The 12,648-nt window shown below is 54.9% G+C and carries 12 protein-coding genes; 3 read left to right on the top strand and 9 right to left on the bottom strand.

What is annotated here, in order from left to right:
• Positions 1 to 33: 33 nt before the first annotated feature.
• Positions 34 to 1,695, bottom strand: coding sequence for a gamma-glutamyltransferase (gene ggt, locus FYJ44_RS11225; RefSeq protein WP_154512302.1), 1,662 nt, complete (start codon positions 1,693 to 1,695; stop codon positions 34 to 36).
• 196 nt (positions 1,696 to 1,891) lie between these two features.
• Here ggt and FYJ44_RS11220 point away from each other — a divergent pair, with 196 nt between their 5' ends.
• Positions 1,892 to 2,665, top strand: a complete 774-nt coding sequence (locus tag FYJ44_RS11220; protein WP_154512142.1) for an epoxyqueuosine reductase — start codon at positions 1,892 to 1,894, stop codon at positions 2,663 to 2,665.
• Between the two features lie 5 nt (positions 2,666 to 2,670).
• On the opposite strand, the gene FYJ44_RS11215 is transcribed toward FYJ44_RS11220, so the two are convergent.
• From FYJ44_RS11215 to FYJ44_RS11195, 5 genes are all read right to left on the bottom strand, one after another.
• Entirely contained in the window at positions 2,671 to 3,570 is a 900-nt protein-coding gene (locus tag FYJ44_RS11215; RefSeq protein WP_154512140.1) for a DMT family transporter, read from the bottom strand.
• A gap of 434 nt (positions 3,571 to 4,004) precedes the next feature.
• Positions 4,005 to 4,403, bottom strand: a complete 399-nt coding sequence (locus FYJ44_RS11210; RefSeq protein WP_154512138.1) for an ASCH domain-containing protein — start codon at positions 4,401 to 4,403, stop codon at positions 4,005 to 4,007.
• Positions 4,381 to 5,160 carry an N-acetyltransferase gene (locus tag FYJ44_RS11205; protein WP_154512136.1) on the bottom strand — a complete coding sequence of 260 codons (780 nt, stop codon included), beginning with the start codon at positions 5,158 to 5,160 and terminating at the stop codon, positions 4,381 to 4,383. Before FYJ44_RS11205 ends, FYJ44_RS11210 begins: the two co-directional genes overlap by 23 nt.
• Positions 5,117 to 5,440 (bottom strand): hypothetical protein, encoded by a 324-nt coding sequence (locus FYJ44_RS11200; protein ID WP_154512134.1) that lies wholly within the window; start codon positions 5,438 to 5,440, stop codon positions 5,117 to 5,119. Before FYJ44_RS11200 ends, FYJ44_RS11205 begins: the two co-directional genes overlap by 44 nt.
• A gap of 237 nt (positions 5,441 to 5,677) precedes the next feature.
• Positions 5,678 to 5,974, bottom strand: coding sequence for an AAA family ATPase (locus FYJ44_RS11195; protein ID WP_154512132.1), 297 nt, complete (start codon positions 5,972 to 5,974; stop codon positions 5,678 to 5,680).
• Positions 5,975 to 6,367: 393 nt separating this feature from the next.
• On the opposite strand from FYJ44_RS11195, the gene FYJ44_RS11190 reads away from it, so the two are divergent.
• Positions 6,368 to 7,067 (top strand): IS5 family transposase gene (locus tag FYJ44_RS11190; RefSeq protein WP_229772681.1). Its coding sequence is split into 2 segments (ribosomal slippage): positions 6,368 to 6,702 and positions 6,701 to 7,067, totalling 702 coding nucleotides; the frame shifts between segments, so codons are not numbered across the junction.
• 127 nt (positions 7,068 to 7,194) lie between these two features.
• On the top strand, positions 7,195 to 8,538 hold the full coding sequence (locus FYJ44_RS11185; protein ID WP_154512131.1) for a calcium-binding protein: 1,344 nt from the start codon (positions 7,195 to 7,197) through the stop codon (positions 8,536 to 8,538).
• A gap of 209 nt (positions 8,539 to 8,747) precedes the next feature.
• Here the strand turns inward: FYJ44_RS11185 and FYJ44_RS11180 are convergent, their stop codons facing one another.
• The 3 genes from FYJ44_RS11180 to FYJ44_RS11170 all read right to left on the bottom strand — a co-directional run.
• Positions 8,748 to 9,974 carry a glycosyltransferase family 4 protein gene (locus FYJ44_RS11180; RefSeq protein WP_229772680.1) on the bottom strand — a complete coding sequence of 409 codons (1,227 nt, stop codon included), beginning with the start codon at positions 9,972 to 9,974 and terminating at the stop codon, positions 8,748 to 8,750.
• Positions 9,975 to 10,093: 119 nt separating this feature from the next.
• Positions 10,094 to 12,406, bottom strand: a complete 2,313-nt coding sequence (locus FYJ44_RS11175) for a hypothetical protein (RefSeq protein WP_195841019.1) — start codon at positions 12,404 to 12,406, stop codon at positions 10,094 to 10,096.
• Between the two features lie 136 nt (positions 12,407 to 12,542).
• A partial coding sequence (locus tag FYJ44_RS11170; protein WP_154508122.1) for an integrase core domain-containing protein occupies positions 12,543 to 12,648 on the bottom strand: 106 nt, incomplete at its 5' end.

Below are 12,648 nucleotides of genomic sequence, written 5' to 3'. Positions count from 1 at the left end.
CCTTCAGGCTCCTTTTGCCTTTTCGTCTTTTTTTTACAGCGCCACAGCCTGGCCGTCGCCGCGCGGGTCGGCCGCCCCTTGCAGCAGGCCGTCCTCGTCGCAGAGAATGGCCCCGGCGTGGCCCATGATTTCCGTATAGTCCTCCACCATGAGCACGGGCTGGCCGCGCCGCCGCAAGTCTTCGGCAACGCTTTCGGGAATGCGGCCTTCCAGCTTGAGGTCGTTGTCGGGCGCGCCCCAGCTCCGGCCCAGCAGCCAGCGCGGGGCATTGACCGCGTCCTGCGGGGCCAGGCCGAAGTCCACAATGCGGGTGGTCAGGGCCGCCAGGGTCTGGGGCTGGCCCTCGCCGCCCATGCTGCCGCAGACCAGCCGGGGTTTGCCGTCCTTGAGCAGCATGGCCGGGGTCAGGGTGTGCATGGTGCGCTTGCCCGGCTCCAGGCGGTTGACGTGCGCCGGGTCCAGAGAGAAGGCGCAACCCCGGTTCTGCAGAAGAATGCCCGTGCCCACGGCCACCATGCCCGAGCCGAATTCGTGATAGATGCTCTGGAGCATGGAGACGGCGTTGCCCGCCGCGTCCACCACGCCCAGCCAGACCGTGTCCCCGCCCGGCGACAGGGGCGGCAGGGGGCCCGCGCTTTTTTCCAGGGAAATGCGCGCGGCCTGCTCCCGCCCGTATTCCGGCGAGAGCAGGCGGTCCAGCGGGATGTCCGTATGGTCCGGGTCCGAGAGCCAGCGGTCCCGGTCCTGAAAGGCCAGGCGCGTGGCTTCCGCCAGGGCCTGATAGTAGTCGGCGCTGCCCTCGCCCAGCGCGGCCAGATCAATATTGTTGCAGATGTTCAGGATTTCCAGCGCGGCCATGCCCTGGCTGTTGGGCGGCGCGCTGCAGGCCGTGAGATCGCGGTAGGGCACGCGCAGCGGTTCCGCCCAGTCCGCGTGGTGGTCGGCCAGATCGCCCACGGTCAGCAGGCCGCTGTGCAGCATCATGCTGTCCGCGATGGCGCGGGCGATGCCGCCGTGATAAAATTCATCCGCGCCGTTTTGGGCCAGCCGGGCCAGGCTTTGGGCCAGATCGGGCTGGCGCAGGATTTCGCCTTCGGCATAGGGGCGGCCGTTTTCCTTGCAGAAGACCTCCAGAAAGGCCGGGAACTGGTGCAGGCCGCGCCCCGCGCCCTGGCCGCTGGTGTCCACGGCCAGCCAGTGGGCCAGGGAATGCCCCACCGCGAAGCCGTCTTCCGCGTAGCCGCGCGCCGCGTCCAGCAGCTCCGCCCAGGAGAGGGGCGAGCCCATGCTTTCCCGGCTCAGCCGGAAAGCCTCGTCCCAGCCGGAAACCGCGCCGGGCACGGTATTGACCGCCAGATAGCCGCGCGCGGGCACGGCCTTGAAGCCCCTGGCCTCGTAAAATTCCGGGCAGGCCGAGGCGGCGGCGCGCCCGCTGGCGTTCAGGGCCTTGAGTTCGCCGTGCGCGGCGTCGTAAATCAGCCAGAAGCTGTCGCCGCCCAGGCCGCACATGTGCGGATAGACCACGGACAGCACGGCTGACGCGGCAATGGCCGCGTCCACGGCCGTACCGCCCCGGCGCAAGGCGTCCAGCCCGGCCTGGGAGGCCAGATAGTGGGGCGTGCTGACCATGCCCTTGCGGCCCAGAGGGTTGATGCCAACGGGGACTGTGGCGGAATAGCGGACAGTGGTGTTCATGCGCACCTCAACGCTGTTGCGCCCTCCGGCGGTCGGGGCCGGAAAGGGACGATTTTCAACCATTGCAAATGGTTGTGGACGTATTTATCAACCATAGCCTATCCCTTTGGCCCCGTAAAGCGTGGAGCCGTTCCCGGCGGTGTTTGTCATTGCCCCGACGGGCGTGTACCCTGTGGGAATACCTCTGGAGGCGACTATGCGGGAGGCCATTGCGGCTGAATTATGGCGTCTGGTCCGTGACTATGCGGCAAGGAACGCGCTGGAAATGATCTGGGAACCGCCGCTGGCGCGTTGCGCCGACGCCCGCGATCCACTTTTCGCCCGCTTGCGGGAGCTGCTTGTCCCAAACCATTATCTGCCGGAAGAGTATCTGCCGGGCGCACGGAGCGTGGTTTCCTGGTTCATTCCGTTCAAAAAGGCCGTGGCCGACGGCAATAAAGAGGGCTTTCACTGTTCCGCCGTCTGGGCTCAGGCCTACCTGAACACCAACGCCATGGCCGCCGAACTCAATGAGCGCCTGGCGGAAGGCATCAGGGCACGGGGCGGCCGGGCGGCCGTGCCCCGCGACGCGGGCATGATCAGCCGCGAGATCATCTACAGCCGCTGGTCCCAGAAGCATGTGGCCTGGATCGCCGGGCACGGCAGCTTCGGACTGAACAATATGCTGATTTCCGACGTGGGTTGCGTGGGCCGCTACTATTCCATAGTCACGGACCTGGAGACAACGGCTGACCCGCGGGTGCGGGAAGAGCGCTGCCTGTACAAGAAAAACGGCACATGCGGCCTCTGCGCCCGCCAGTGTCCCACCGGGGCGTTGAGCACGCGCGGCTTTGACCGCCGGATCTGTCTGGAAATGTGCGAGAAGAACGAGGCTGTCTATCCGGGCGCGGACATTTGCGGCAAATGCGTGGTGGGCCTGCCCTGTTCCTTTGCCGACTACGCCCGCGCCGGGCGCAGCGGGCGGCACTGATCCTCTCAGGGGGACGGGCCGCCGTCCGGGGCCTTGCGGCGCGCCAGCCATTGCGGGCCGAGCATGACCAGGGCCACGGAAAGGCAGACCAGGGCCACGCCGCACCAGACCGTCAGGGTGGAGGCCTCATCGAAAACGATGATGCCCACCAGCACGGCGGTGAGCGGTTCCGTGGCCCCCAGCACGGCGGCCAGGGTCGAGCCGATGCGCTGTACGGCCAGCACCAGGGCCAGATTGGAAATGACGGCCGTCACCAGCGCCTGGAGAAAAATCTGTTCCATCTGCCAGCGGCTTGCCAGCCATTGAAAGCTGTCTGTGGCCAGGGCGTTGCCCAGCGAGGTCAGGGTGCTGAAAAGCAGCAGCCAGAAGGTGATGATCAGGCCGTTGGCGCAGCGCAGACGGGCGGCAAAGATGCCGGTGACGTAGAGCGCGTTGCACAGGGCCGAGAGCAGGGCCAGGATCAGCCCCTTGTCCGTGATGCCGCCCTGGCTTGGGGAGGCGTTGCCCAGCAGGAAAACGCCGCCCAGGGCCAGCAGGATGCCCAAGGCTGTCACGGGGGAGAAGCGCTCCCCGAAGAAAAACACCATGAAAAGCATGACCATGACCGGATAGAGAAAGTGGATGGTGGCGGCCACGCCGCTGGGCAGATAGGCGAAGCTCCAGAAAAAGGTCAGGGCCGCCAGCATGTACATGAGGCTTACCCCGGCCAGCTTGGGGATGTCGCTGCGGCAGGGCGGCAGAATTTGGCGGCGGGGCAGCAGAATGACGGCCATGATGACGGTGGCCGTCAGAAAACGGTAGAAGAGCACAGATTGCGGACTGAGGCCGCTGCGCATGAGCGGAATGCTGAAGAAGGGGGTCAGGCCGAAAGTGGCCGCGGCCAGCAGGCTGTAGAAAAAGCCCATGTGCTCTCCTGTCGTTGTGCCGCCGGGGCTTGGCAAGTCCGGCGCCGGCAGGTGGGGAAGAAGGGACGGCCGCCCATGCGCCGCCGTGCGGGCTGCAAGGCTGACTGTTCCCGGTTCGCGCCGTGCGGGGCGGCGTCAGTGAAGGACAGGGGCGTCAGGGCGCACGGGTTTGCTGAAAGCAAGCTGCCCAGGAAACGTAGCCTGGAAAATTTCCCGCTGTCAATGCATTTTACTGAATATTGACGGTATGTTATACTCTATATAGCAAAGTCCGCCAAGGTTTTGCGAACTTCGGCGGACTTTGGCGGAACGTGTCCCCCACCTCTTGAAGAGGTGTATTAATGGGCTGGTATACTACAAATATTTTTTTCAAAAAAATCACATGCCTCCAAAGTTGCCCCCCAATTTTTTTGGTTATCGCAATTTTACTTAGCTTAAGTAAGAACTAGCTGCTCATTCTCCCCACGGATATAACGAAATGATTGCGGTGCTACAAAATCAGGTTCTTCCAGATAGGGGTTAAGTGCTTTTTTATACCGCCTAACTCGTTTAATTTTGATGCCGTAAGCTACTTCACGTCCAGAAAAATACTCGTTAAAGAAAGCGAAGGAGATCCCTGCAACGGCCTTTGTTTGTTCCCATAACTCTTCCGGGCTATCGCTCAAAATCGTTTCAATTTCAAATTCTCCAACAATTTTTCCAACAGGCATGGTCGCGTAGACAACTACAGTTTGAACATCTTCTTTGAAGCAAGATTTCCTAAATTCTACTTGTTTTTCACCTGAAAAAATTTTTTCAATGAATTCAGGTTTAATGGATAACAACGCCTTCATAAACATTGCCTAATTTTAATATATTAGCGAATTGTTCATCGCCAATTTGGTGTAACCCCCAATAGGCTTCACGGTCAAGACCGGCCTGTTCAACAAGCGCTTTTAAATTTGGTCGTTTGGGGAGGGCCACATTATATGTCATTTTGATTGCGTGCATTTCAGGGCCAGGGCGATGTAACCAGTATAGTAAGTCTTGTTCATCAAAGACACTGTACATTGCTGCGTAGTCTAAGAAATCTCGTTCCGATTCAAAGTTGCTACGCGGCCTTATGTCTTCAACAACACAAAGTGATGTCACCACACTATGAAACAATTTCGGGCCATTTTCTCCTGGCCTATAGATTATAAGGGTATCCCCCACTCTGATTTGTGGCATATCAAGTGCTCTTCCTATATACACCTTATGGATACTATTTGTGTGCGATATGTCACTGATTATTTTGCTATCTTCAGTTCGCAATATCGAGTCTGGGAATAGGTTTGTGTGATATTCTGGTTTTACACTCAAAACCCATTTATTCGAGGATGCATTTATTATCGGATAGTCAAATACTATATTCCCCGTTAGTGTATTGAAATCTTTCAAAAATACAAGTTCTGCCCCGTTTGTAGTATTTTTAACTCCATATCGTTTAAATCCATAGTTTTGTAATAATGAAATTAAGCCAATATGCTCCTCAAACACAGTAACATATATATGGTTTACTTTCCATTCAATGGCATAATCGAATATTTTTTTTGACAAAGCGTTCACCAAGTTTTGTTCTGTGGGCATTGATTTTAAACGTACCAACCTTAAGAACACGAGATGCATTTATCGGAGGCGTAACATCTCGTATCGGGCCATTTTCACCTTTTATATATAGAAAGCCTTGCAAATGCCCAGTGCCATCATAAACCGTATATGCAACCTCATTTGCCTTACGAGCAAACCAGTCAGAGAATTCAGCGTAGCTGGATTTTAGTGTATCGAAAAACGAGTCAGTGATGTCAATCTCGGAAAATTTTTTTACCTGCATTACGCCGTCTTCTCGCATCCCATTCTCCTTCTCGTTTGAGCCATGAGGCAATAAGCATTTGAAGTTGGACGGTTTCCGGTTCTTTTTGTAACCAGAAAAACACATCAAGATTTGCAGCTATATCTTTTGCGTACGATATTTCCATCTCTTGATGTTCAGTAATGTCTTCAATATCAAGGCAGGTGTTATCCCTTTTGAATAAAAATTTACTTATGGTTTCAGGGGAACGATAAAGAGCAACGATGCATTCAATGTTTAAAAATTTGAATACATATATTGGTATTTTTCCACTCCCGCCTCTGTCAAAAGAGTTGTATGCCCATCTAGTAGAAAGTAATTATGCTTATCCTCTACAGTTCGCGCTGCCTGAATAAGCATGTTTTGATTATGGTCTAAATTTTTTACGAGCTTAGTCGGCCCTAGAGCCAAAGCGTCTTGAGTGTGGATAAGTTCACTTGCACTATAGCGGGGAACACCCATGCCACTTGCCGCTTCTTTGCAGATGGTCGTCTTGCCGACACAATGTATGCCGCAAACAAAGAAAATGCCCATATTGCCCCAAGTAGTGCCAAGGAGGGATGGAAACTATTATGATTCTTTGGGTAAACGTGGACTTATTATAGTCTAATCTATTGCCAAATGCAATTTTCAAAGAGAACAGGTGGTTGTTTCTTTAGGTTCGAAGGGCGGCACGCCCACGCCAGCCCCAGAAGGGGAACACCCAAGTATGCCCACAATGAGTAGACTGGCCCTCTTTGATAAATGCGATTGTGTTCTTGAGCGGTGAGGAGAAAGAGGATAGGTGGAAAAAGCGAAATAAGAGAAAATAACTCTTACCATGTCACGACTTTTTTCGCTTAAATTCGTTTTTTCGTCTAGGTTCAGGACTCATTAATTGTCAAAAAGTTTGTAAAAGAGTACTCATAGTGTGCCAAGAGGTGAGCTATGAGTACTCTCTTTTATCTTTCCCGTGCCCAGCTTGATCGGATCAAGCCATATTTTCCTTTGTCCCATGGCATTCCGCGCGTTGACGATTTGCGGATACTCAGCGGAATCATTTACGTCATAAAACATGGACTTCAGTGGAAAGACGCACCTCGCGAGTACGGGCCACATAAAACCTTGTATAACAGGGTTATACGCTGGAGCAGACTTGGCGTTTTCAACAAAATATTTATGGAACTTGTTGAAAAACAAGGGAATACAGAGCGGCTAATGATTGATGCCACCCACCTTAAAGCCCATCGTACGGCAGCAAGCTTGCCAAAAAAGGGTTCTTTCCCGCTGTATCGGGCGGACAAAAGGCGGACTGAACTCCAAACTTCACGCCGTTTGTAATGGTGAAGGCAGGCCGATTCTCCTTCTCTTATCTCCGGGCCAAATAAGTGACTACAAAGGGGCAGCACAGTTTTTGGACGCTTTGCCCAACGCCAGGGAACTGCTCGCTGACCGAGGGTATGATGCCGACTGGTTCCGAACGGCTTTACTTGGAAAAGGCATTACGCCCTGTATACCTTCCAGGAAAACTCGAAAGACACCTGTCTCGTATGATAAAGACCTCTATAAACAGCGTCACAAAATCGAAAACATGTTTGGGAGAATTAAAGACTGGCGACGGATTGCAATGCGCTATGACCGTAATTAATGAGTCCTGAGTCTAGTTTGATGGTATAAAATATGCAAAAATATTTGTTCATGCATTTTTTGCCGCTAACCAAAGAGGATATTGCCCTGACCAGAGTCTCAAAGATAATGATCGGGAGGGAGGATAGATGGATAGCATTACAAGCAGCTCTCAATCGTATAGCGGTTTTTCCATCCCCATATTACCGGCACGGCACCGGGGAGACGTCCTGCAGGCGGCACAACCTGCCGCAGGCCACGAGCGCCTTGATTATTGCGAACTTTCCGAGATGCCGGAAAAAATTTCCGCTTTCCCTTCCGACAGCCAAACACGCCCGGCAACCGGCAAGGGTGATATGAGCGCGGATAACATTCGGCGCGGCATCCTTGATTTTCTTGAACAACAAAGCGGCGTCTTGGGCGGCATCAGCGAACGTAGTTTGCGGTCAGGCTTCAGCCAGCCGCAGACATCGGCACGCACGGACAATGGCACGGTTGTGGAAGTAACCTCCTCCTCAGACGGAGCCTCTCAGCTTCACGCCACTCTGCCTGGCGGCAAAAGTATTGTGGTAAATGGCGTCGTCAACGCGCGGATAACGGAGAGGGAAGACGGCGGCATTGTTCTTGTTACCGAAGCGTCCACTATAACTTATGACGCCGACGGCAATCAACTTTCCGTCGGTGAAGGGGGCAATCCCTTCGCGGGAACGGACGGCAACGACATTATTATCAATGTTGACGGCAAAGAGGTCGACGGCGGCTCCGGCGATGACACGATTATCAATTTTGCGGCCAATGTCTCTCTTCGAGGCGGTTCGGGGAACGACAAGATCATTCTTGCGGGTCAGTTTGTGGAGAACATCTCTGTTGATCTCGGCGACGGCGATGACCTACTAAAAGCTGAGAACCTAACCGTGTCGGATGGTTCCCGTCTAACCATAAACGGAGGTGACGGAAACGACGACATCCAGTTGGGAACCGTGTTTTCTCCCGGCGCCATTGTTGTGGACGGCGGCAACGGCGCTGATCGCATCACAGCGAGCAACATCATCAGCCGAAGCGAAAACGTGACCATAAATGGCGGCGGCGGCGATGATCTGATTTCCCTGGGCACCTTCAATGGCACGGTACGCGGCGGTAACGGCAAGAATACCATTCATGTCGGTACCGCTGTCAACAGCGTAATTGTCGGGGGTGACGGCACGAATGAAATATCCGTTGAAAATATGTTTCAAAGCCTGCTTTTGAACAATGGCGAAGGCAATGCGGTTAATATCGGCAGGATGGTCAAGAGCATGGCCCTGAGTGTTGACGCAATGAATGCGTCATTGTGGAATGATGAAGAGAGCGCACGCACAAAACAGCCGGAGCCGGGTCAAGAAACAGAGGCCACTGCTGAAACAGGGCAGCGCGCGGAAGAGCCTTCCCGGCGGGTTGAAAACATTCTTCAGCGGAGTACGGAAATCAGAAGAAATTCCTCAATGCAGTCCTGATTGATCGATCAAAAGCACTTTGCAAAAAACCCGCATCCGGCAGGAGGTGCGGACTTTTTTGCGTTTCAGCTGCCGGTTAGCGCTCTTCATATCGAATTGAGCACCACCTTATTCTACGCTCACACCGGAAAAGAGAGCAGACGCCTGAAATAGAAATTCAGGCCCTCTTTCGGAAAATTTCCAGACATCAGGCTTTCGCGTGGTCGCTTTTAGGCCAGAGAGGCGAGCAGGTTGTCGTACTGCGGTAGAGATACCGACCGCAGATCATATTTGTCCACAATGGTTTTCCGGGCACGCTCCCGAATGCCCGCAATCCTGTCCGAACCGTCCAGGGCCTCGCACACCGCCCCGGCCACCTGCTCCGGCGAGAAGAAGTCCACCAGAAGGCCGTTTTCCCCATCCTTGAGCACTTCCTGCACGGGCGGGGTTTTGGAGCCGATAACCAGGCACTGGCAGGACATGGCCTCCAGCATCGACCACGAGAGCACAAAGGGAAATGTCAGATACACGTGTGCCGCCGACACCTGGTAAAGCTGCCTGAGAATACCGTGGGGCACGTGGCCTAGGAAATGGATTTTACGTATATCCGCCTTTTCCTTGATTTCATTCATGTACATCTTTCTGTAAGTCGTGCCCTTGGGCGCCGGCGCGCCATAGCCGCGGCCGTCGGCGCCCACGATCAGTATTTGGGCGTCAGGATGCTTCTGTTGCAGAAGCGGAATCGAATGCAGGAAGGTGCGGAAGCCGCGGTATGGCTCCAGATTCCGGTTGACGAAGGTGACCACCTTGTCGCCCGGCCGCAAGGCAAGTCCGCTCTGCGACAAGGTGATGACAGCCTTGTTGTCGGGCTGAAAGCGCGCCGTGTCCACACCCTCGTGGAGGACTGTAATTTTTTGCGAAATAATGTCCGGGTACTGGCTTTTCTGCCAGACGGTGGGGCTTATGCCCGCGTCGGCCTGCATGAAGCTCAAGCACTGCGTGGCGTTGCGGGTTCTGAGAAAGAACAGCTCGTCCAGGGTGGGCCGCTTTTTCCGCTCGAAATTGAAGTCCGAGCCTTCCGCGTTGTAGTAAAACTCACAGTACATCAGAATTTTCGCGTCAGGGAACACGTCCTTCAGGAACAGCCCCTCCCCCCAGCCCGAGTGCACGCAAATGACGTCCGGGACAAAGCCGCTTTTTTTGATCTCCGTGCAGGTGACGGCCACGGCCTGGCCCCGTCGCAAACTGTTTTCAAAGCCCAAGGCATAGGGGTGCCCGGCATCCTTTTTTTCCTGCACGCTGTAGCCGTGCACGCGAACGCCAGGCAGGCCCTCCCAGCGCAGCAGGTTCTGGCTTTCCCCCACGCAGGCGATTTCATGCCCTTTCTGGCTCCCGAAATGATGCACCAGGTGCCTGTACTGACCGGGAAAATTCTGATGGATAAAAAGAAGACGCATGCTATCCCCCATCTGTCTTTCCGCAAAGAAATTATGATTATTAATCAAAAATTCTATGCTTGGAATCGGCAGGAGACAAGTTTTTCCTGCGGCAGCGTATCCGCGAAAATCCTCCCGCTTCAGAACAGGTTGGCGGAAGAGGGCATGCCGCCGTCGCGCCCGAGGAACCGCTGGCCGCGGGCATAGGCGGCAGTGGCCGCCTGCATCAGGCGCCTCGCGAAGTCCGTATCCGAGAGCGGGGCGGCGGTATCGGCCTGCGTGTCCTCTTGGCCGTCCGCCGACGCGGTGGAATCGGGGAGCGAACCCGCCTCAGCGCCTTCGGCGGCGGGCGTGGGCCGCGCCGCGCCTTCGTTGCGGAACAAGATGTCCATGAGCGTGTCGTCCAGATCCGCCGTGGGATCGGAGAGATGCGGCCCCGCCAGTTCTTTTGCCGCTTCGGTCAAAAGCGCATTGTTGCCGCTCCCCACGTTCAAGGTGCTGTCGGCCGCTCTTCCTATCCTGATGGTGTTGTTGCCGTTACCCGCCGCAATGGAGGAGTGGCTTGCGTCTTTTATCCGTATAGTATTATCGCCCTGGCCGGCGTTTATGTGCGACAACATGGCCATGTCAATGCTGATATTGTCATTTCCGCCGCCGGTGTTCAAACGGGAAGAGAAAAGGGAGCGTATGGCAACGTCGTCATTGCCGTTTCCTGTTTCTATGTTAGTGCTCATCGTTGAATCAATGTTTATTTTTGCGGTTCCATTCTCGACATGGATAGTTGATTTATAAGTGCTTCCTATTGAAAGTTCTAAATTTTCGCTCTTGGAATAGAGTGTTGATTGATTGAAACCATTACTTATAATTTTGTTGAAGTTAGAGCCGGAGGTATTCTCTTGCGCTTTATGCGTTGCCGAGGATGGTGAGATTGTCTCATCAAAATTCAGCGTTGAATCATAGAATACACCGGCGATTGTGTTGCCGCCGCCTTTAAAATTCAGCGTTGAATCGCCGATGCCGCCGCGGCCGGTGATTGTGTTGCCGCCGCCCGCTATATTGAGCTTAGACCTATAGATACCGCCTGATCCAGTGATTGTGTTGCCTCCGCCCTCAACATTAAGCGTGGACTTGCCGATGCCGCCGGTAATGGTGTTGCCGCCGCCTCCCAGGTTGAGCGTCGACCCGGAAATCCCGTGCGTATCAAACGTGTTGCCCCCGCTTCCCAAGGTGAGCGTGGAATCGGTGATACTTCCGCCGGTTATTGTGTTGCTTCCCCTGTCATGCGTGAGAATAGAGTAGTCAATTCCACCAGAGCTTAATATGGTAAGATTTCCGTCCCCGAACAAAAGCTCTGAATTTGTAATTCCTTTTGAAGAAAGAGTAAGATCCCCTTCGCCGAAGCGCACCTTTGATCCCCTGATGCTATCACTGGAGAATCCATTTTTCACCTGGTCGATGGCGACAGAGCTCTCATAGATATTGGCTATCTCCGAGTTAAAGGCGCCGTTGCTGGAGACGAGCGAGCTGTTTATGAGCCGCGCGGTTTTGATAACATCGTCGCCACTGGAGGTTATGGCGGCCCTGTTCAGGGACGTAGCCGTCAGCGCGTCGTCGCCGTCCCCCATGATGACTGTGGCATTGGAAAGGTGCTGTCCTACAATGCGGTCATTCTCCGTGCCGCCGTCAATGGTCACGCCCCTGGTGTCCGCCGCGGGCAGAAAAATGCTGTCGTTCCCCTCGCCGCCCAGGATTTCCGCGCCGTCAGCCAGATTGATGATGATATCGTTGCCGTCCCCGGCGTCCACACGCTTGCTGGCTCTGTTGATGATAATGTCGTCAGCGCCGGTTCCCAGGGCATTTTTTTCCCCCTGGGCAACGCTTTCCCTGCCCTCGGCGTCAAAGGTTCGGGTTATCCCGCTGGATGCGTAATATATGGAAAGGCCCCCGTCTTCCAGGTCGTTGATGCGTACATCATCCTCCAGCGTGATGTTGAACTGAAAGCCGTCTTTTCTGGTTATCTGGGCCGGATAGACTTCAGGAATGGCGTCTTGCAGGTGGCCCCCTTCCGCGGCGAGGTAAGAAATGCCGATAACCGTGCCCTGCGCGCTGACGGTGGTGAACGCCCTGGACTGCCTGTACGAAGCCGCCTCCAGCTCGGCACTGGCGCGTTTGTGTCCGTACTCATCTACCAGGTTAATATTGCCGTCCATGTACGCGGCAAAATCCCGCCCAAAGTCAAGCGCCGTCTGATAGCGATCGGCGGCATCCATCTGCCGGGCCGCCTCGTCGCGCATGGCGGCCGCCTGGGAGGCAACCTGCCGGCCGGTATCGGAAATGCTCACCGTATCGCTCGCGTTCCCGGTTTCGGCTTTGGACAACGCAATGCCGCCCGGGCGCGTGGCGTCATAGCGCAATTCATAACCTGACGATGAGATAGGGGAAATGCTTGACATGGCAGCCTCCGGAGCAGGAAAAATATTCTTCTTCAAATAGTCACGCATAAATAATACCAACGAATAGCTTTATATATTTTAAAAATCAAAATTTTTATAAAATCACTTGCCTAGCTGTAGAGTGTCAACACGTTGTTCACCCTCCGCTCAGCCTTGAGGCTGGAGGTTTTCTGCCAAGAGCCGTATGCGGACGCACAAAGTTGTAGCGATGCGTCCAGACCGGCAAGTTCGCTGTTCTTTTC

Source organism: Desulfovibrio porci (assembly GCF_009696265.1).
Taxonomy (GTDB): Bacteria; Desulfobacterota; Desulfovibrionia; order Desulfovibrionales; family Desulfovibrionaceae; genus Desulfovibrio; species Desulfovibrio porci.
The sequence above is the reverse complement of the archived record's forward strand: the minus strand, read 5'-3'. Positions and strand labels throughout refer to the sequence as shown.